Annotated in this window: 18 protein-coding genes, 1 tRNA gene and 2 pseudogenes; 15 read left to right on the top strand and 6 right to left on the bottom strand. The window is 70.5% G+C overall.

All coding sequences use genetic code 11. The features are described 5' to 3' along the window. Nucleotides 1-125: 125 nt before the first annotated feature. The gene (locus FOE67_RS02625) at nucleotides 126-701 is read right to left on the bottom strand and encodes a TerD family protein (RefSeq protein WP_182660112.1); all 576 of its coding nucleotides are present in this window, start codon (nucleotides 699-701) and stop codon (nucleotides 126-128) included. A gap of 294 nt (nucleotides 702-995) precedes the next feature. On the opposite strand from FOE67_RS02625, the gene arfB reads away from it, so the two are divergent. Then, nucleotides 996-1,424 carry an alternative ribosome rescue aminoacyl-tRNA hydrolase ArfB gene (gene arfB / locus FOE67_RS02630; RefSeq protein ID WP_182660113.1) on the top strand — a complete coding sequence of 143 codons (429 nt, stop codon included), beginning with the start codon at nucleotides 996-998 and terminating at the stop codon, nucleotides 1,422-1,424. A 171-nt stretch (nucleotides 1,425-1,595) separates the two neighbouring features. On the opposite strand, the gene FOE67_RS02635 is transcribed toward arfB, so the two are convergent. After that, the gene (locus FOE67_RS02635; RefSeq protein WP_323384083.1) at nucleotides 1,596-2,180 is read right to left on the bottom strand and encodes a flavin reductase family protein; all 585 of its coding nucleotides are present in this window, start codon (nucleotides 2,178-2,180) and stop codon (nucleotides 1,596-1,598) included. Between the two features lie 412 nt (nucleotides 2,181-2,592). On the opposite strand from FOE67_RS02635, the gene cdgB reads away from it, so the two are divergent. The 3 genes from cdgB to dcd all read left to right on the top strand — a co-directional run bounded on the left by cdgB (nucleotide 2,593) and on the right by dcd (nucleotide 5,799). Continuing rightward, nucleotides 2,593-4,182 carry a diguanylate cyclase CdgB gene (cdgB, locus tag FOE67_RS02640; protein ID WP_182660114.1) on the top strand — a complete coding sequence of 530 codons (1,590 nt, stop codon included), beginning with the start codon at nucleotides 2,593-2,595 and terminating at the stop codon, nucleotides 4,180-4,182. 98 nt (nucleotides 4,183-4,280) lie between these two features. Continuing rightward, nucleotides 4,281-5,132 (top strand): Yip1 family protein, encoded by an 852-nt coding sequence (locus tag FOE67_RS02645; protein ID WP_182660115.1) that lies wholly within the window; start codon nucleotides 4,281-4,283, stop codon nucleotides 5,130-5,132. A 91-nt stretch (nucleotides 5,133-5,223) separates the two neighbouring features. Then, entirely contained in the window at nucleotides 5,224-5,799 is a 576-nt protein-coding gene (dcd, locus tag FOE67_RS02650) for a dCTP deaminase (protein ID WP_182660116.1), read from the top strand. A gap of 248 nt (nucleotides 5,800-6,047) precedes the next feature. On the opposite strand, the gene FOE67_RS02655 is transcribed toward dcd, so the two are convergent. After that, on the bottom strand, nucleotides 6,048-6,248 hold the full coding sequence (locus FOE67_RS02655; RefSeq protein WP_182660117.1) for a hypothetical protein: 201 nt from the start codon (nucleotides 6,246-6,248) through the stop codon (nucleotides 6,048-6,050). Between the two features lie 175 nt (nucleotides 6,249-6,423). On the opposite strand from FOE67_RS02655, the gene FOE67_RS02660 reads away from it, so the two are divergent. The 10 genes and pseudogenes from FOE67_RS02660 to FOE67_RS30740 form a co-directional block, all read left to right on the top strand. Beyond that, nucleotides 6,424-6,497: transfer RNA gene (locus tag FOE67_RS02660), tRNA-Gly, on the top strand. Nucleotides 6,498-6,631: 134 nt separating this feature from the next. After that, nucleotides 6,632-7,556: pseudogene (locus FOE67_RS30735) on the top strand (IS701 family transposase); the annotation flags it as partial. A 415-nt stretch (nucleotides 7,557-7,971) separates the two neighbouring features. After that, nucleotides 7,972-8,643 (top strand): Crp/Fnr family transcriptional regulator, encoded by a 672-nt coding sequence (locus tag FOE67_RS02670; protein ID WP_182660119.1) that lies wholly within the window; start codon nucleotides 7,972-7,974, stop codon nucleotides 8,641-8,643. Nucleotides 8,644-8,752: 109 nt separating this feature from the next. Beyond that, nucleotides 8,753-9,550: a hypothetical protein gene (locus FOE67_RS02675; RefSeq protein ID WP_182660120.1), complete on the top strand. Its 798-nt coding sequence runs from the start codon at nucleotides 8,753-8,755 to the stop codon at nucleotides 9,548-9,550. Nucleotides 9,551-9,827: 277 nt separating this feature from the next. Beyond that, the gene (locus FOE67_RS02680; RefSeq protein WP_182660121.1) at nucleotides 9,828-10,571 is read left to right on the top strand and encodes a hypothetical protein; all 744 of its coding nucleotides are present in this window, start codon (nucleotides 9,828-9,830) and stop codon (nucleotides 10,569-10,571) included. Next, nucleotides 10,568-10,876 carry a helix-turn-helix transcriptional regulator gene (locus tag FOE67_RS02685; RefSeq protein ID WP_323384086.1) on the top strand — a complete coding sequence of 103 codons (309 nt, stop codon included), beginning with the start codon at nucleotides 10,568-10,570 and terminating at the stop codon, nucleotides 10,874-10,876. The genes FOE67_RS02680 and FOE67_RS02685 overlap by 4 nt, the downstream gene beginning before the upstream one ends. Further along, nucleotides 10,873-12,009, top strand: coding sequence for a hypothetical protein (locus FOE67_RS02690; protein WP_194443888.1), 1,137 nt, complete (start codon nucleotides 10,873-10,875; stop codon nucleotides 12,007-12,009). Before FOE67_RS02685 ends, FOE67_RS02690 begins: the two co-directional genes overlap by 4 nt. A 794-nt stretch (nucleotides 12,010-12,803) precedes the next feature. Beyond that, entirely contained in the window at nucleotides 12,804-13,052 is a 249-nt protein-coding gene (locus tag FOE67_RS02695; RefSeq protein ID WP_182660122.1) for a type II toxin-antitoxin system CcdA family antitoxin, read from the top strand. After that, nucleotides 13,049-13,447, top strand: coding sequence for a PIN domain-containing protein (locus tag FOE67_RS02700; RefSeq protein WP_182660123.1), 399 nt, complete (start codon nucleotides 13,049-13,051; stop codon nucleotides 13,445-13,447). Before FOE67_RS02695 ends, FOE67_RS02700 begins: the two co-directional genes overlap by 4 nt. A 166-nt stretch (nucleotides 13,448-13,613) precedes the next feature. Beyond that, a pseudogene (locus tag FOE67_RS30740) lies at nucleotides 13,614-14,495 on the top strand (winged helix-turn-helix domain-containing protein); the annotation flags it as partial. Nucleotides 14,496-14,804: 309 nt separating this feature from the next. Here FOE67_RS30740 and FOE67_RS02715 read toward each other — a convergent pair. The 3 genes from FOE67_RS02715 to FOE67_RS02725 all read right to left on the bottom strand — a co-directional run bounded on the left by FOE67_RS02715 (nucleotide 14,805) and on the right by FOE67_RS02725 (nucleotide 16,846). After that, the gene (locus FOE67_RS02715; protein ID WP_182660125.1) at nucleotides 14,805-15,959 is read right to left on the bottom strand and encodes a tyrosine-type recombinase/integrase; all 1,155 of its coding nucleotides are present in this window, start codon (nucleotides 15,957-15,959) and stop codon (nucleotides 14,805-14,807) included. Beyond that, a complete protein-coding gene (locus FOE67_RS02720; protein WP_182660126.1) occupies nucleotides 15,959-16,180 on the bottom strand; it encodes a helix-turn-helix domain-containing protein in 222 nt (73 codons plus the stop codon). Before FOE67_RS02720 ends, FOE67_RS02715 begins: the two co-directional genes overlap by 1 nt. 162 nt (nucleotides 16,181-16,342) lie before the next feature. Continuing rightward, nucleotides 16,343-16,846, bottom strand: coding sequence for a helix-turn-helix domain-containing protein (locus FOE67_RS02725; RefSeq protein ID WP_182660127.1), 504 nt, complete (start codon nucleotides 16,844-16,846; stop codon nucleotides 16,343-16,345). Between the two features lie 307 nt (nucleotides 16,847-17,153). Between FOE67_RS02725 and FOE67_RS02730 the strand changes: the two genes are divergently transcribed. Beyond that, on the top strand, nucleotides 17,154-18,365 hold a 1,212-nt coding region (locus tag FOE67_RS02730; RefSeq protein ID WP_182660130.1), incomplete at its 3' end, for a DUF3631 domain-containing protein.

Below are 18,365 nucleotides of genomic sequence, written 5' to 3' on the forward strand. Positions count from 1 at the left end.
CACCCGCCCACCCACCGGGCGGCCCGGAACGACGAACGCCCCCGTCGGGACGGGGGCGTTGCCCGGTGCGGTGCCCGGCGGCCCGGCCGGGGCCGGTGCGGGCTTCCGGGGTCGGGGGCGGGGTCTCAGACGTTGACGCCGTAGTCCTGGGCGATGCCGACCAGGCCGGAGGCGTAGCCCTGGCCCACGGCGCGGAACTTCCACTCGGCGCCGTTGCGGTACAGCTCGCCGAAGACCATGGCGGTCTCGGTGGAGGCGTCCTCGCTCAGGTCGTAGCGGGCGATCTCGGCGCCGCCGTTCTGGTTGATCACGCGGATGTAGGCGTTGCGGACCTGGCCGAAGTTCTGGCCGCGGGCCTCGGCCTGGTGGATGGAGACCGGGAAGACGATCTTGTCCACGTCCTGGCCGAGGCCGTCGAGGAAGACGTTGATCTGCTCGTCGTCGCCCTCGCCCTCACCGGTGAGGTTGTCACCGGTGTGCTGGATGGCCTGGTCGGGCGAGGCGAGGTTGTTGTAGAAGACGAAGTGGCCGTCGGAGACGACCTTGCTGCCCGCGTCCACGGCGATGGCGCTGGCGTCCAGGTCGAAGTCGGCGCCGGTGGTGGTGCGGGTGTCCCAACCGAGCCCGATGGTGACGGCGGTCAGACCCGGCGCCTCCTTGGTCAGCGAGACGTTTCCGCCCTTGGTCAGGCTCACGGCCATGACATAACCCCTTGTGTGTCTGTTGTCCTGTGGTCCCGGTGGTGTCCCCGGAGCGGGTCGGGGCGCGTGTCCCGTGCCGCCCCGGCTCTCGCGGACGACGTTACCCGCACCGATTCCAACGTCGGGTGAGGTCGGAGAGGTTCCGCCCCGGACGGACGCGATGGCCGAACCCCTTCGGCCCGGGGCCGAAAGCGACCGGGTGTCACCGGTGCCGCCGATCGGGTGACGGGGTGCGGGCGGGGGCGGTGGGATAACCGGGTGCGTCGGCGGGCGTCGACGGGGAATCATGGGGGCATGTCCGAGCCCGTCGTGATCCGAGGTTCGGTCGTCCTCCCCGAGTCCGAGTTGCGGTGGCGCTTCTCGCGTTCCTCCGGGCCGGGCGGCCAGCACGTGAACACCACCGACAGCCGGGTCGAGGTGAGCCTCGACCTGGCGGCGACGCGTGCCCTGCCGGAGGTGTGGCGGGAGCGGGCGTTGGAGCGGTTGGCCGGGCGGCTGGTGGACGGGGTGCTGACGGTGGCGGCCTCCGAGCACCGTTCGCAGTGGCGCAACCGGGAGGTCGCGGTGCGGCGGATGGCCGCGCTGTTGGCGGAGGCGACGGCCCCGCCGCCGCGCCCCCGGCGGGCGCGGAAGGTGCCGCGCGCGGTCAACGAGCGGCGGCTGCGGGAGAAGAAGCGGCGCGGCGACACCAAGCGCGGGCGCTCCGGCGGCGGCTGGGACTGACCGGCTCCGGGGGCGGGCCCGTTCCGGCCCCGTCCCGCGCGTCCCGAACGCGGGCGTGCCGTTTCCGGCGCCGGCCCGTCCCGCGCGGCTCCCGCCGGGGTACCGGCGGCTCCGTCCGGGGCACCGGCGGCCGTCCTCGCGCCCCCGGCGGCCCTCCCCGGAGGGGGCGGCTCAGTCGAGGCCGCGGTAGCGGCTGCGGAAGTAGGTCAGCGGCCGGGCCTCGGAGGCCGGCAGGTCGGTGTGCAGGACCCGCCCGATGAACAGGGTGTGGTCCCCCGCGGCCACCCGCTGCTCGGTGCGGCACTCCACGACGGCGAGCGCCCCGTGCAGCAGGGGCGCGCCGGTGTGGTCGCCGAGGGTGTGGGGCGTCTCGCGGAACAGCAGGCGGTCGCTGAGTCGGCCCTTCATGGCGAAGCGGCCGGCGAGGGCGCGCTGGTTCTCGGCGAGCAGGGACGCCGCCCACAGGTCGGTGCGGCGCAGCGCCTCCTCCATCCGGGAGTCGGTGCGCACGCTGACCATGACCAGGGGTGGGTCGAGGGAGACGGAGAGGAAGGCGGTCGCGGTCATGCCGATGGGCGCGCCCAGCGGGCCGTCGTCCTCGTCGTGCGCGGTGATCAGGACGACGCCGGCGGCGAGGCGGGCCATGGCGGCGCGGAAGTCGTCGGCGCTCACGTTCCCGGTCGCCCGGGCGGGGGCGTCGGCGGGATCGGGCGCGTCGGTGGGGGCCGCGAGTCGGGTCGCTTCGCTGTCGAACACACCGAAACGCTAACCGCCCCGGGGGGTTCCACGCATGGGTCCGGGGACGGGGTCGGTCCCGGGTCCGGGGACGGAGACCCGCCGGCGGGGTCGGTCCGGGGCCGACCGGTTCCCGGCTCGGAACGCGGTGACCGGGGGTGTCTCCCGGCGGGGGCGGGAACACCGGGGCGGCTCCGGCGCGTTCGCGCGGTGGAAACTTTTTGCGTGAATGTGATGACCGGTGTTGATGTGGCCGCGGGGGATGGTGGGCTGTGCGGGAGCCCCGGGTCACGGGTCGTCGTTCCGCCAGGGGTAGGAAATGTGACATGAATCACATGATGGGACTAATTGTTGACCCTGTGTACCTAGTGGGCAGCGCATTGTGATTCAGTGGGCTGTGTATCTGCACGTGCACGCGAACGCCGGGGGAGTGATGACTACGGACACGGAGCCCTACGTTCATCTCGCCTGGCTGCGGGATCTGCACGATGTCGTGGCCCGCCTCAACACCGCCCGCGGCATGGCCGAGACCCTCCAGGCCATCGCCGACGGTGCCGTCGCCACCCTCGGCTTCGAACTCGCCGCCGTCAACCTCGTGCGCCCCGACGGCGACCTCCTCGTCGCCGCCGTGGCCGGCAGCCCCGGCGCCGAGGCCCTGATGGCCGGCCGCACCGGTTCCCGCGACGCCTGGAACCGCCGCCTGAGCATGGGCGAGGACTGGGACGGCCTGCGCTTCATCCCCCACACCGAGGGCTGGGTCCTCGACCACGACGACGTCCCCCAGTGGCACACCACCGGTCCCGCGCCCCGCTACCCCGACGAGTGGCACCCCATGGACCGGCTCTTCGCCCCCATGCGCTCCTTCGACGGCGAGCTGATCGCCGTCCTGTCCGTGGACAAGCCCCGCGACGGCCGGCGCCCCGGCCGGTGGGGCCGCGAGGCCATCCGCTTCTACGCCGCGCAGGCCGCCGTCGCCATCGGCAACGCCCGTCTGCGCGCCAACATGCAGCGCGCCCTCGCCCGCCTGGAACGCGAACAGGAGGCCCTGCGCGCCAGCGAGGAGAGCTTCCGCCAGGCCTTCGAGTACGCCCCCAGCGGCATGGCGGTCGCCGAGCTCGGCGGGGAGACCCACGGCCGGCTGATCCGCGTCAACGACGCCCTGTGCCGCATGCTCGGCTTCTCCGCCTCCCTGCTGCGCCGCCACTCCTTCGCCGACCTCGTCCACCCCGACGACGTCGGCGTACTGCTGCGGACCTCCGCCGAGGGCGGGCGCGCCGAACTGCGGCTGGCCCACCGCGACGGCCGCCACCTGTGGGTCTCCCTGCGCAACTCCGTCGTCGCCGACACCACCGACGGCCCCCGCTTCCTCCTCCTCCACGTCGAGGACATCGAGGAGCGCAAACGGCACGAGCAGGCACTCGCCCACCGCGCCAGCCACGACGCCCTCACCGGCCTGCCCAACAACGCGGAGCTGCGCCAGCGCCTCGGCAGCCGAATATGCGCCCGCCCCCGCGAGCCGCTGACCCGCCGCTCCACCGACGCCTTCGAGGGGCTCGGCACCCCGGCGCCCCCGCCCTACGACCACCACGAGCACGTCATGGAACCCGGCACCCCCGGCTCGGACGGCAAGGGCCTGGCCGTGCTCTTCTGCGACCTCGACGGCTTCAAGTCCATCAACGACCGCTTCGGCCACCACAGCGGCGACGCCGTGCTGCGGGAGGTCGCCCGCCGGCTGCGCGAGTGCGTGCGCGACGACGACACCGTCGCCCGGCTGGGCGGCGACGAGTTCGTGGTGCTCGCCGACGGCCTGGGACCGGCCGACGCCTCGGACCTGGCGGTGCGGCTGCGCGGCGCGGTCATCCCGCCGATCCGGGTGGACGGCCGGTCGGTGCGGGTGGGCGCCAGTTTCGGTATCGGCTGGGCCTCCTGCGGACTCTCCATCGAGGAGATACTGCAATCGGCCGACCAGCGGATGTACGTCGAGAAGCGGGCGCGTTCCCACGGCCGGCGCCGCGCCGGCTGAGCCGGCGGACCGTCCGGAAGAGGCCGGCGTTCTCACCCGAACGGGGTAGGCTCGGCCCCGGCATGACCGAGGGCGGGGAACGAGAAGGAGCGCGAGCCATGAGCGCGGGCCACCACGGAGCGGGGACCCCGGAGGGGGACGACCCGTTCGGCTACCTGTACCGCCCGGAGAACGGCGACCCCGGCGCCGCTCCGGCACCGCCCTCGGGGTACGACCGGGTGCGGCCCGTGGGGGAGCGCGGCTACGGCGGGCGCGGCGGCGGCTACGGCTACCCGCCCCAGCACGGCGGCGGCCACGGGGACGACCGGTACTCCGGCCACGGGTACGACGGCCCGGGGTACGGCGGCCACGGACACCGGGAACCCGACCCCGCCCCGTACGAGGACCACGGGCCCGCCGAGCCGGGCCCGCCGCCCCTGGGCTGGAAGGAACTGCTGCGGGGGCTGGTGCTGCGCCCCGACCCCACCTTCTGGCACATGCGCGACCACGCCGTGTGGGGCCCCGCGCTGATCGTCACCTTCCTCTACGGCCTGGTGGCCGTCTTCGGCCTGGACAGCGCCCGGGACTCGATCCTCGCCACCACCCTCTCCAGCCTCATCCCGTACCTGCTGGTCACCGGCGTCGCCATGGTCATCGGCGCCCTGCTGCTGAGCACCGTCACCCACAGCCTCGCCCGCCAACTGGGCGGCAACGGCCACTGGGCACCCACCGCCGGCCTCGCCATGCTGATCATGACGATGACCGACGTGCCCCGCCTGGCCCTCGCCGTCTTCCTCGGCGGAGCCGACATCATCGTGCAGATCGTCGGCTGGCTCACCTGGCTGTACGCGGGCTTCCTGCTGACCCTGATGGTCAGCCGTTCCCACGAACTGCCCTGGCCGCGCGCCCTGGGCGCCTCCGCCATCCAGCTGATCGCCCTCCTCATGCTGGTGAAGCTGGGCACCCTCTGAACCGACCCACCCGGGCCCGGCCGCACCCGCCCCACCCGGTCGCCGGAGCCCCGGTGCACGAGCAACGCCCCCGCAGCGATAACCTGCGGGGGTGTTGCTATCGGACAAGGACATCCGGTCGGAGATCGAGGCCGGTCGGGTCACCATCGACCCCTACGACCCGGAGATGGTCCAGCCGTCCAGCATCGACGTCCGACTGGACCGCTACTTCCGGGTCTTCGAGAACCACCGCTACCCGCACATCGACCCGGCGGTGGAACAGCCCGACCTGACCCGCATGATCGAACCGGTCGGCGACGAACCCTTCATCCTGCACCCGGGCGAGTTCGTCCTCGCGTCGACCTACGAACTGATCGGCCTGCCCGACGACATCGCCTCCCGGCTGGAGGGCAAGAGCTCCCTGGGCCGACTGGGACTGCTCACCCACTCCACGGCGGGCTTCATCGACCCCGGCTTCAGCGGGCACGTCACGCTGGAACTGTCGAACGTCGCGACCCTGCCCATCAAGCTGTGGCCGGGCATGAAGATCGGCCAACTCTGCCTGTTCCGGCTCACCTCACCGGCCGAGCGCCCCTACGGGTCCGGCGCGCGCGGCTCGCGCTACCAGAACCAGCGCGGACCCACCGCCTCGCGCTCCTACATCGACTTCCACCGCACCACCATCTGAGCCGCCGACCGGCCGCTCCGGCGCCCGCGGAGCCCCGGGGCCCGACGGGCGCCCTGCGCACCGGCGTTCCCGTGTCCCCGAAGTCCGGGGATCGCGTACGTGGACCCCTGGCCGTGCCGCGCCGCCCGGCATCCCGGAACGCCACCGACCGGCACCCCGCGCCCGGCCGCGGGCCCGCCCCGGACACGGCACGGGGCCCGTGCCGCCGCCGCGACCCGGGCCCCGCTCCTCCGACAACCTCCGAACGCTCACGCGCTCCCGACGACGACCCCTCCCCCGCCGACAGCCGCCTCCGCGCCGACCACCGGCACGGCGCTGCGCAGCCGCGCACAGCGCGGACAGCGGAGCAACCGGGCGGGGCCCAAACGCTCGGGATTCAACTGCTGCATCGGGAAAGCCGGAGTGTTGAACACGTGCCCCTCGGCACAGCGGACGACGGTGGTCTGCAAGACGACGCACTCCCCTGCTCTGGACGACCGTCCATACGGTAGGGGATGGCGGGGACAGGTCCCGGCATCGGCACTCCGGCCGAAACCGGACCGTCACACCCGCCGGCATCGCTGCACCCGGAGGCCGTGATGAGGTACTCTCTACACCGACGGGAAGCCCTTCCGGCCTCCCCTCGCGGGCGTAGTTTAATGGTAGAACATGAGCTTCCCAAGCTCAGAGCGCGAGTTCGATTCTCGTCGCCCGCTCCAGACGAAAGGCCCAGGTCACAGACCTGGGCCTTTTTCGTTGCCCGTCTTCCCCGTAGGCGCCGTGCCCTCCGCGTGCCCCAACTTTCAGGAAGACCACAGCTCGCAGATGCTTGGAAGCGCCTGCACACGGCGCAATGGCACCGGCCCGGGTTGCGGATCTGGAGGTTCTGCAGGACCGGCTTGGTCAGCACTTTCGCAGGTCGGGTCCTCGTCGGCGGGTTGGGGAGTATCGGCAGGGGCTGCTGACGGCTCTGGAGCGGAAGAACGGGTGGACGCTGGCCGAGCAGGCCGGGGAGCTGTGCCCGTATGACATGCAGCGGTTGCTGAACCAGGCGAACTGGGACGCGAATGCGGTTCAGCATGAGGTCCGCTCCTTCACGCTGGAGCATCTCGCCGACAATGACGGCGTGTTGATCGTGGACGAAACCGGATTCTTCAAGAAGGGCGTCCGGCCGGCTGGGGTGCAGCGGCAATACGCCGGCACCACGGGGAGATCGATAACTGTCGGCTGGAGGTCTTCCTGGCCTACGCCTCCGCAGCCAGGCGGGCACTGGCCGACCGCGAGTTGTACTTGCCGAGCTCCTGGACGGAGGGTGCGCCACGGCAGGCAGACGCGCGGGTTGGCCGGCACGTCGTCTTCGCGACCGAACCTGCCCCGGCCAAGACCATGCCGGCGCGGGCGGTAGCAGCCAGGGGCCGTTCCGGTGGGTGACCAGGGACGAGGTGTAGGGCGACAACCCCGCCCTGCGGGCCTGGCTCACCGATCAGCGCCTTGTCCTACGTGTTGGCCATCGGCTACCGGCACACGCTCGGGCCCCGCAGGCAGAATGCCCATACCCTGGCTGCGCCCCTGCCCGCGCACGCGGGGGAGATCCGCCCGGTCGGTGAACACGAGAACGCCAGGGCCTTGGTCCCGCTGCCGGACCGCGAGGCCGCGACGGCTTCGAGACCGCACTGCTGATCCGCCGCAACCACGCCACCGGCGAGCAGGCGTACCACTTGATCCACGCCCCGGTCACCACCGCACTGCCGGCGTTTGTCCGGGCTGGAAGTTACCGACCCCCATAACCGCCGCTGCAGCAGTAACCGCACTGATCGATTTCCGGCTTCGGGGCCACTGCGGTCGACTTGGCCCGCAGTGCGGCTGACGCGCGCCACATCGGCCGCCTTCTGGTCCGCGCGCATGTTCGAGCATCTTCACCCGGGCCGGTCCGAGATCCTCGATCTGATGGACCAGTTGCTATTCCCGGTTCCTACGGCGTGGACGAGGCAATCAACGACTCCGACCGGAACTGAACGGTCCAACCCGGCTGGCTCCGGCTCATAGGGGGTACGACGGATAGTCCGACCGTGCGCCGTGGCGCGCCCCTGCGTGCGTCTGGCGCGCCAGCGGATTGGACAGAATCGCTCGCCGCCGAGGGTGACCGAGTGCTGTGCTGTGCGGATGATGCATGGCTGGAACTCCAACGGCCGCATGGCCTTCCTCGACATGTTGTCGCCTGAAGCAAGCACGGCCTTCACACGGCTCGGCACCCGACGCCGCTACGCGGTGGGAGACGTACTCATCCACGAAGGCGAACAGGCACGGGAGCTGGTGGTCCTTCACGAGGGGGTGGTGAAGGTGACCGCGCGACTGGACCGGGACCGGGTACGACTCATGGACATCAGGATTGCGGGGGACATCGTGGGTGAGGTAGCTGCGATGGGCGTGGGGCGGCGGTCGGCCACGGTCACCGCCTGTGGTGAGGTGGTCGCCACTATTGTCCCGAGGCATGAGCTGGGCGCCTTCCTCCTCGCCCATGCCGAGATATCGCTGACGTTCATTCAGGTGGTCTGCGCCCGGCTGCGTCGATCCGACCGCTTGCGGTTCGAGTTCGGCGAATACCCGGTCCCGGTTCGGCTGGCGCGCGTGCTCGTCGAACTGGCCACCACGTACGGGCAGCCGGAACGGAACTCACTGCGCATTGGCGTGAACCTGTCGCAGTCTGAGTTCGCCGCCCTCATTGGTGCCGGAACGCGCAGCGTGCACAAGGCGCTTACGCAGCTAAGACACAAGGACATCATCACCACCGGCCACCGGCAGACCTACGTACGGGACCTGATCGGACTGCACGAGACAGCCCTCCTGAGGGTGCCGACAGCCTAGAGCCACGCCAAGAAAACCGCATTAATGCGGTTTTCTTGGCTGCTCCCGCCCTTTCCACCCACAGTTGGCGTGCACCGCACCCAAACCCTTTGGAAGGTGGCGAGTTGCCATGAAAGATGTCCCTCTTCTCCGGTCTTCGGTCTGCACGCCGCACCGTCGGCTGTGCATGGCCGTGGACGTGGAGCACTACAGCCGTCTTGACACTCGGACGCAGTCGGTCGTCCAGTCCGAGCTGGTCCGAATGCTCGACGAGGCGGCGGCGCTGACCGGGCTGGACCGGTCGGCGTGGATACGCCAACCGCAGGGCGACCTGGAGTTCGCGGTCCTCCCCAAGGCCACACCGGAGGACGCCGTGCTGGGTCCCTTCGTCCATCATCTCGCGGTTCGTCTGGGGGACCGCAACGCCCGCCCGGCCGCCCAGCGGGTCAGGCTGCGGATGGCCGTGGACACTGGCGTGGTCGCAGACGCCGCCCTCGGCCACGCCGGCCCGGCCCCGGTCGCCGTGGCGCGCTACGTCAACGCGCCCCAACTCAAAGCCGTACTCGCCACCCTCACTGTGGCGGATCTCGCCGTCATGGTGTCGGACCGGCTGTACCAGGACGTCGTGCGGGCCGGGTGGCCGGACCTCGACCCTGCCCAGTACACACAGGTCCATGTACGAGTGAAGGAGTTCGGCGGCTACGGCTGGATCCGCGTGCCGGGGCACGCGCCCTGCGACATCCGGTCGGCCATGGCAGAGGTGCCGGAGCCGAAGCCCGAGCTCTTGCCGAGTGCCAGCGCCCCGAGTCGGATGCCCCTGTCCCAGTACGTCCACCAGGGCGCCGCCGTCGGTCGAGACGTTGTCGGCGGCCTCACTGTCGGCCTGCCCGTGTCCCCTCCCTCGGCCGACCCCGGGCCCGCCCGGTGACGGCCCCCGCCAAGGCGCCACTCCGGCAGGAGCGGGGCGACAGCCAGTGGGCGGATTACGGGGTGAACGTGGGCCACGCCGTGTACGGCGACATTCACTTCCACCCGCCCGTTTCGTCCGCCGCACGGTCCCGGCGCCAGAACGGGACGGCGTACACGGCTCGCATGACGCGGCACGCGGCCGTGCGGTCCGCCCTGACCGGCCTCGTACACGTCTGCGGCCGAGCCGCCGCCGCTCTGGTGTACCTCCGGCCCGATGGGGCCGGAAAGGAAGAGACATGACATTGACCGGATCCGGAAGCGTCTTCGCCCGGATCGACCGGAACGTTCTCGGACTGCCCGGCGGCACGCGGCCGCCCCTCATGGTGCAGGTCGACTCCCGCGCGGTCCTGCTTTCCCCACAAGAGAGCAGGAAAGCACTCTACGGTCCGCGGCGGGACGCGGCGCTGGGCGCGGCGGTCTGGCGACAGGCCGTCACCGACGCCCGACAGGAGCCACGGGACGGTGACGGCACCGGACGGCTGTTCGTCGTCTGGCTGGCGCTGCCCGGGCTGTACCGGAATCTCTACCGGATCCTGCGTCTCTGGCGGCAGGTCGACCGGGCCGACCTGGAGGCGGAGGCCGTCCTGGCTGTGCTCACCGCTCTCGACACGGCCGACCCGACCGGCCCGGACACCGGCGGTCGCCTGATCAAGGAGGCGGTGAACCGGATGTGGGCTTACGCGAAGCGCGTCACGCGGGAGATCCCCATCCTCGACATCCATGCCCTGGCCGAGACACGCAACGCCACCATCTCGCCGGAGGAGCGGCCCCGCCCACCCGAGGGATGGGAAGTGCACATCACACCCCCGTTCCGCCGCGAATGCCTGTATGCCACGCTCCGCTTCGCCGAGCGAGGCCCCCGGCGAGGCCGGCCGCGGACCGAGAGCCGCCTGCCCAACCTGGTGTTCCGGGCCCGCCGCCACGAGGAGGCCCACATCATCGGCACGCTGGCCCTGTGCCCCGCAGGAGCCCTGCGGTGAGCGGGCGGGCCAGCCTGCCGCTCGGCTTCGCGGAGGCTCTCAACCTGCCCCTGAGTGTCGACCTGCGCACAGCCGCCCGCGCCTTCGGTATCTGCCCCGCAACGGCGTACAAGCTGATCCGCCTTGGCACCTTCCCATGTCCCGTGCTCCGGGTCGGCGGACGCTATCGCATCCCCACCGCCTACCTACTACATGCCCTCGGCATCGAGGAACGTCCGGTATACGCCGTCCCTCCGGCCGACGACGCCCCGCCCGCCGTCCCACCCCACGACATCCACGCTCACACATCGGAGGTTCTCGCATGATCACGTCACAGATGCTCCGACAGGAGTCCGACCACCCCCGGAGGTGCTTCGTTGTCGGCCCCATCGGGGACCCTCACGCCGCGCATGGCAGCCCCGAGCGTGAGGCGTACGAGCATCACCTCGGCATCTTCGAGCAGGTGATTGCCCCCGCCTGCGAGAAGTACGGCATCAGCGCCGTGCGAGCGGATGGCATCGCACACGCCGGTGACATCAACGAGCAGATCTGTCGGCACGTCGTCGAGTCCGACCTGGTCGTCGCGGACGTCAGCGGCGGCAACCCGAATGTGATGTACGAGTTGGGGCTGCGGCACATCACCGGCAAGCCGACGATCCATATTGGGGAGGCTGGGCAGCTGCCATTCGATATCGCATCGATCAGGACTATTCGCTACCAGCGGACGCGCAGCCATCTGGCCGGAGCCCGCAAGGAGATCGAGAGCACTCTGGAAGCCGGGCTTCAGGACGGCTTCGAACTCCTCACACCGGCACGGGTACTGCGCGGACTCCATACCGGCGACGGACCGGCCTTCGCTTCGGAGGTCAGCGATGACGGGAACGGCGAGGAGGAGGACACACCGGGGCTGCTCGATGACTTCGCCGTGATCGACGACGGGCTGGACGAGATGACCGCCGACATGGAGGCGATCACAAAAACGATCGAGACGATCGCAGTGTTGTCCGAGCAGTGCGGCACCGAGATGGTCGATCTGACCAAGGCGAACGCGCCCATGAGCGCACGGCTCGCCGCCATCGCCCGTTACTCCGAGACGATCAGCGCGCCCACAGGCGAACTGAACACTGTTGCCGCTGCGTTCGCGGAGCGGATGACGACCCTGGACAGTGGAGTACGGGCCGCGCTGGCGCTCATCGAGATGACACCGCATGATGAGCGCGGCGAGGGAGCGGATCAGTTCCTGGAGCAACTGATGTCTCTGGATGAGGCCGCGCGGGACGGCCTCGCACAGATCAGTTCTTTCGGCGCCTCGGCGGGTGCCATGGTCCGACTGAGTCGGCACCTCCGCAAGCCGGTGAAGGAGATCTCCGCCGCGGTGAAGCAGCTGACCTCCGCCATCACGAGGATGGAGGAGTGGGCGGCCAAGGCCCGTGTGCTGGCGCACGGCGAGACCACATAAACACCGACCTCACAGGGCCCGGCCCCGTTGGGGCCGGGCCCTGTGTCCTCACGCCCGCTACTCACCAATACTCCAGGGGAATCGTTCTGCATCTCCAGCTGCCGCTGTCTGTACAGGGCACCTTCACCGCCGAATACGAGTCCATCGTCGCCCCAGCCCAACGCAACCGCTGCGTCGCACCGATCCGTTCCTCCCGTGCCTCACCGACGAGATCTTTGACGCAGCGCCGGCTGCTGAACCGGTAGTGGTCCGGTTCGGAGCATAAGCTCCACGCGCCGGGCAGCAGTTGATTCCGGAGTGCGGGAAGTTCCGACCGGTACGCGTCGGCGTCGAGCTGGAATCCCGAGAACCTTTCGTCCCACTCCGCCTTGACGAATCCCATGAGCCGGGACAGCTTCCGAGCGGATGGCGCATCCACTTGTCGCCGGTGATGTCCTGTGTGCCCTCCGGGCCAGCCGCCCGGTACTCCTCATGAGATCGACGACTTTTCCCCGGAGAGGGTTCATCACGTTGTCCGGCACACCGGCGTCTTTGCGGAGAGCCGCGTGGCGCCCGTCCGAACGGGGCGTAGCGGGCGACAGCTGGTTCGTCATTCCGGTGACAGGTGTCGTACCAGCCCGTTTCCTCCTCAACGTGCCCGCCGGGCCGTGTCCCCGTGGCGGGAAGCGCGCCACCGGGTGCAGGCGGCAATACCGCTGGAGCGGAGACACCGGTGCTTCCCCGGCCCGGAAGTGGGTTCGCTCCTCGGTACCCACGCTCGCCACCATCGCGCATACTGGAGTATGCTAGATCGTATGGCCAGTACTACGCGGATCACCGTGACCCTTCCCACCGAGCAGGTGGACGAGCTGAAGAAGCTCACTGACAATGTCTCCGGGTATGTGGCGGAGGCAGTGGCACGCCAGATCCGGCACCAGCTCCTGGGTGACGACCTGCGGCGGTACCAGGAGCAGCACGGGGTATTCACCGAGGAGGAACTGGCTGAGGCGCGCACCCGGATCTTCGGCACACAGAGCAACGGGGCGGAGCCGGCGGCCGCGTGAAGCACGTCGAAACGGTGGTCCTCGACTCCCAAGGACTCTCGGCCTGGGTAGCGCAGGACCGCAAGACTCTCGCGCTGTTCCAGGTATTCCACGACATGGGCGCCGACCTGGTCATCAGCGCCAATACGATCGTCGAGGTCAGTCACGGCCGAGTAAACCTGCCCCGGCTGCGCTGGGCACTGTCCCGGTTGAAGATCGAACCGGTCACCGACCAGGCTGCGAGGACTGCGGCAGATCTACTCAAAGGCGCTGACCTCCACGGCCACAAGTACGCGATCGATGCCACCGTTGCCGAGGCGGCCCTGCGGCAGCCGGGCCCCGTCGCCATGCTGACCTCGGACATCGACGACATGCGCATGCTGTGCGGGGACCGCATCAGACTCATCGGCATCTGACGCGCAGCGAACGGCCCGGTGCCGTGGCGGGCGCGTGCCCCAAGTGACCCTCGTGCCCGAGCAACCAGCTTCCAGGGACACCCATGCGGCGCCCGCAGAGAAACGGCTCCCTTCGTGACGAGGGCGCTTTTCATGTGGCCTGAGCCACCCGGAGGGCCCTGGGCCGATTCACCAAAGGTGCAAAGAAGGGGGCGGGCTGACCGTCGAACGGTAGCAATCCCGCAAGGAGTTACGGCTCAAGGCAGTCGAGAGATGCGCCGGGGGGAGGCGAGTTCTGTGATCGCCACGGACCTGTGCGTTGGCATCCGCTCGGTGCAGCGCTGGCGGAAGATGTAGGCCAAGGGGGTCCGCGGGTGCTGCTGTCACAGGGCCCGGCGTCGCTGCCGCGGCCGAGTGAGAAGCAGTTCGCGCAGACGGAGGCGGAACCGGCCAAAGGGCCGGCCACGCAGGGCTGGGAGGACCAGCACCGGCCCCTCAGCCGAGGAAAGACGGTGATCGGCCGGCACTTCCACCTGACCTACACGATCCAGGGTGTGCGCAAGCTGCTGGCGCGCAGCGGCTGGTCCTGCCAGGTGCTCCCCCTCGGCCGGGTGGTGCCTCCAGCACGCCGGGCCGTGAAGCGAGATGACGAGGCTGTGGCCGGGGGATGAAAGAGATCCGGCTCCGCGCGGAAGACTCGCGGCAGCCCGTAGATCTCAGCTCATCTTCGAGGGCGAAGCCGACTTCTCCATGACACCGCTGCAGGCCAAGGCCTGGTTCCGGCGCGGTCGGTCCCCGGTGGCGCGGGAGGGGGGCCGTTCCCGCAGACGCGTCTCCATCGCGGCGCTGTCCTGCTACAAGCCCCATCCATTACCTGCCGCCCTGTGTGCCCAACCTCAACCCCGTCGAAGGCGCCCGGGCCCTGCTGCGGCACGGTTCGCTCTCCAACGTCACCTTCCACACCCCCGAACACCTCGACCGGCGCATCCGACGCGACCCACGGCACGTCCACTACCGCAGCCACCTCATGGACAGCCGCCTCACGGAGACCGGCCCGACCATCAGATCCAACGGCATGGTGACGGCCTCATCACCCACGTACACCGAGAACGGTGACACGGGTGCGCTCCGGGCCTGCGGCATGACCGCCAAGACCGCGCGGATGTCATCGGCGAGCCGGTTCGGGAACGCCGCCACCAGGTCACCGTCGGTCATCGCCATGGATCGAGGCTGGTGCACGGCGGAAACATAGGCGGGTCCACTCATCCCCGCCCCGGCCTTCGCCGATAGCAGGTTGTCCGCCTCGTTTGCGCCCAACCGAGCATTGCGGGACAACCTCCGGGGCTGGGACGAGTCTCTTCGTCCCAGCCCCAGCGCGTTATCGGGCCTCTCGCCCTCGGGAGCGGGGCGAAGCCTCCCTGTCCCGGGCTGCTCGCACCTTGGCGTCGATGCCCTCGGCGACTTCGCGTTGGCGGGTGTCGTCGGAGTGTTGGTAGATCAGCGCCGCCCTGTGCGAGGACTGGCCGGCGCGGACCATCGTGTCCTTGAGCGTGGCGCCCGACTGGGTGGACAGGGTGTGCCCGGTGTGCCGGAGGTCGTAGAAGCGGAAGTCCTCCGGCAGGCCGACCGCCGCCCGTGCCCGGCGCCACCGCCGCCCGAAGGTGGACCGTCGAAACGGCTTGCCGCGCTCGCCGACGAACAGCAGACCGTCGTGCTCCTTCTCCGCGAACCAGTCGAGGTGCCTCTTGATCTCGATGTGGAGGAAGGCGGGAAGGTGGATGACCCGGGCGCCCGCCCGGGACTTGGTGTCGCCCTCGACCCGGCGGCCGGTGGTCAGCTCGGGTGCCGCCGTGGTGACGCGGACCGTGAGGGGTTCGAGGGTGACGTCCCGGCGGCGCAGGGCGGCCTGTTCCTCGGGCCGCAGTGGGCCGTAGGCGCCGAGGTACACCATCAGCCGCCAACGGGGGCCGACCGCGTTGGCGAGCGCATCGACCTGGTCGACGGTCGCGGTGGGTCGTTCCCTGGCCCTCTCGCTGCCCGCGCCCCGGATCCGGCAGGGGTTCCGACGGATCAACTCGTCGTCGACCGCCGTCTCCATGACGGCCTTGAGCAGGCGGTAGGCCTTGGCCACCGTCGTCGCGCCGGTCACCCCCAGCCGCTCGGCCCGCCAGGTCCGCACGACGGGCGCCGTGATCCCGTCGAGGTCGAGGCCGCCGAAGGTGGGGAGGATGTGGATCCGCATCAGCCGTCGGTACAGCTCGTCGGTGGTGGCGGCAAGGCCGCGCTCCTCGATCCACTTCATGGCATAGGTCTCGAAGTTCACCGCGCCGGCGTCCGGGTCGACCCAGTGGTTGCGCTCGATGTCGGCCTTCGTCAGGGTGAGCCAGGTCTGTGCCTCGCCCCTGGTCGCGAAGGTCTCCGGGGCTTTGCGGCGGCTGCCGTCCGGTGCCCAGTACCTGACCTGGAAGCGGCCCGAGGGGAGCTGCCGGACCGTGCCGAACTCGCGCCGCCGTTGCGGCTTGCGTCCCGCCATCAGACCGCCTTCCCGTAGCGGGCGGCCCGCGTCTCGGCGGCGGTCGGCACGGTGCGTTCGGCGATGTAGGCGGCGAGGGCGCTCTCCGGGACGCGGACGGGCTTGCCGAGCTTGACGTACCGGATGCGGCGTTCGGCGATGAGGCGTCGGATGAAGCGGGTGCCGGTGCCGAGGCGTGCGGCGGCTTCCTCCACGGTGAGGAGGCGGTCGGTGGTGGTCACCTCCTCCGGCGTGGTCGAGGGCCGGTTGGAGGCATGGGGTATCGCCGGTCGGCGCAAGGAGTCTTCCTCTTCTGGCAGGCGTGTGGCACGGCAATGCCGGCCTGCCGGGTCGATCGCTGGGATGGCGGTTGTGCGGTGGGGTCCGCCCCGAAGGGGGCGGGTCTACGTTTCCTCGGCCCGGGTGCCCGGGTCCGAGGCGGGATCGTGGCTCTCGGTCAGGTGGATGGCGCTGACCTCGGCGATGGCGTTGGAGACCATGACCTCCGCCTCCTCGCGGATGTCGGGGTGTTCGGCCAGGTAGGCGTCGAGCGCGTCGCGCGCCCGGGTGAAGGTCGCGTTGGCCCGCTGGGTGGCGCGGAACGCCTCCACGACCTCGTCGATGAGGTGCATCGCCCTGGCCCTGGCTGCGAGTTGGGGTGGCCCGACGAGGTTGCGCAGGTCGATGCCGAAGACCTCGGCGAAGCCGATGGCCTCGTCGAGGTTGATGCGGCGCTTGCGGTTCTCGATGCGCCACACGGCGGAGGGGTTCATCTCGAACCCGGCCTCGTTGAGGCGGTCGGACAGGCCGTTGGTGCTCCAGCCGCGTGCCTCGCGTTCCAACCTGATGCGGACGGCGACGTTCTCCTCGCCGCTGAGGAGCACGCCCTCCGAGGGGTCCTCGCTCATGTGATCACCTCCTTCCGTGGGCAGTGAGTCCCTGCCTCGCGCAGGAGTACCACCGTAGCATCGCTTCTGCGACTCGCAAAATACTTCTGCGATGCGCAGTGCTCGTGATACGATCTTGGTGCCGCCGGTCGCGTGCCGAACGGGAGGGAAGACCCGTCCGTCCGTCGTCCCCGCACACGAGAAAAGCCCCCCGGTGGTAGCCGGGGGGCCAAGCTCGAACCTCACAACCGCCATCCCTAGCGATCAACCTGCGGAGCTGGGATTGCCGTCCCATATGGCCCGCAAGACGAGGAGCTCGATGCCCAGTATGGACGAGACCCCCACCCCGACGCCATCTCTCCCCGGCACCGCCCCCGAGTCGCCGCCATCCGCCCCGGAGGATCCCCGGCGTGACGCGGCGACCGGTGAGGCCGGCCCGCCTTCCCCGGCGGAGCCCGCCCGGCGGGGCGCGGAACTGCTGAACGAACTGCGGCGCCGCATATCCCGGTTCGTGATCCTGCCCTCCGAGCAGGTGTTGGACGCCGTCACCCTGTGGGTGGCCGCCACCCACCTGCAGACCGCCTGGCAGCACGCGCCGCGCCTGGCGATCGTGGGTCCGGTCAAGCGGTGCGGGAAGTCCCGGCTCCTGGACGTGGTCACCGAGACCGTGCACGCGCCGCTGATCACCGTGAACGCCAGCGCGGCGGCGATCTTCCGCTCCATCACCGAGGACGAGCCGCCGACCCTGCTGGTGGACGAGGCCGACACCCTCTTCGGCTCGCAGAAGGTCGCCGAACGCAACGAGGACCTGCGCGGCCTGCTGAACGCCGGCCACCAGCGCAACCGCCCCACCCTGCGCGTCACCGGCCCCAACCACGACGTCGCCACGTTCCCCACCTTCGCCATGGCCGCCCTGGCCGGGATCGGGGACCTCCCCGACACGATCATGGACCGGTCCGTGGTCGTCAGGATGCGCCGCCGGGCGGGGGCGGAGAAGGTCGCCGCATTCCGCACCGCCCGCGACACCCCCGCCCTGCACCACCTCCGCGACCGCCTCACCGCGTGGCTGCGCCCGCTGAGGACGGAGGCGATGAACGCGGAGCCGGCGATGCCGGTCGAGGATCGCGCCGCCGACACCTGGGAACCCCTGGTGATCGTCGCCGACCTCGCCGGGGGCCAGTGGCCCGACGCCGCCCGCACCGCCTGCCGCGCGATGTCCGCGCACGAGGCGGACCAGGACGAGGACAGCGGCCTGCGGGTCCGCATCCTGGCCGACATCCGCCGCGTCTTCGCCCACGAGGGCGACCCCGCCGTGCTGCGCACCAGCCGCCTGATCGAGGCGCTGCGGGCCGACGGCGAGGCACCGTGGGCCGAACACGGCGCGCACGGCCTCACCCCGCGCGGTCTGCAACTCCTGCTGCGCGACTACGGCATCGGCTCGGCCAACCACCGCTTCCCCGGCGGCGCGCAGGCCAAGGGCTTCGCCCGCACCCAGTTCATCGACGCCTGGAACCGGTACTGCCCCGCCCCCGCCGAACCC

The organism is Streptomyces calidiresistens (assembly GCF_014141525.1).
GTDB classification, from domain to species: domain Bacteria; phylum Actinomycetota; class Actinomycetes; order Streptomycetales; family Streptomycetaceae; genus Streptomyces; species Streptomyces calidiresistens.

Excerpts from the sequence above, each read along its gene's own strand:
- FOE67_RS02625 (WP_182660112.1), bottom strand. The coding sequence starts at position 701 with ATGGCCGTGAGCCTGACCAAGGGCGGAAACGTCTCGCTGACCAAGGAG.
- arfB (WP_182660113.1), top strand. The coding sequence starts at position 996 with ATGTCCGAGCCCGTCGTGATCCGAGGTTCGGTCGTCCTCCCCGAGTCC.
- cdgB (WP_182660114.1), top strand. The coding sequence starts at position 2,593 with ATGACTACGGACACGGAGCCCTACGTTCATCTCGCCTGGCTGCGGGAT.
- FOE67_RS02645 (WP_182660115.1), top strand. The coding sequence starts at position 4,281 with ATGAGCGCGGGCCACCACGGAGCGGGGACCCCGGAGGGGGACGACCCG.
- FOE67_RS02670 (WP_182660119.1), top strand. The coding sequence starts at position 7,972 with ATGGCCTTCCTCGACATGTTGTCGCCTGAAGCAAGCACGGCCTTCACA.
- FOE67_RS02675 (WP_182660120.1), top strand. The coding sequence starts at position 8,753 with ATGAAAGATGTCCCTCTTCTCCGGTCTTCGGTCTGCACGCCGCACCGT.
- FOE67_RS02680 (WP_182660121.1), top strand. The coding sequence starts at position 9,828 with ATGACATTGACCGGATCCGGAAGCGTCTTCGCCCGGATCGACCGGAAC.
- FOE67_RS02690 (WP_194443888.1), top strand. The coding sequence starts at position 10,873 with ATGATCACGTCACAGATGCTCCGACAGGAGTCCGACCACCCCCGGAGG.
- FOE67_RS02695 (WP_182660122.1), top strand. The coding sequence starts at position 12,804 with ATGGCCAGTACTACGCGGATCACCGTGACCCTTCCCACCGAGCAGGTG.
- FOE67_RS02715 (WP_182660125.1), bottom strand. The coding sequence starts at position 15,959 with ATGGCGGGACGCAAGCCGCAACGGCGGCGCGAGTTCGGCACGGTCCGG.
- FOE67_RS02725 (WP_182660127.1), bottom strand. The coding sequence starts at position 16,846 with ATGAGCGAGGACCCCTCGGAGGGCGTGCTCCTCAGCGGCGAGGAGAAC.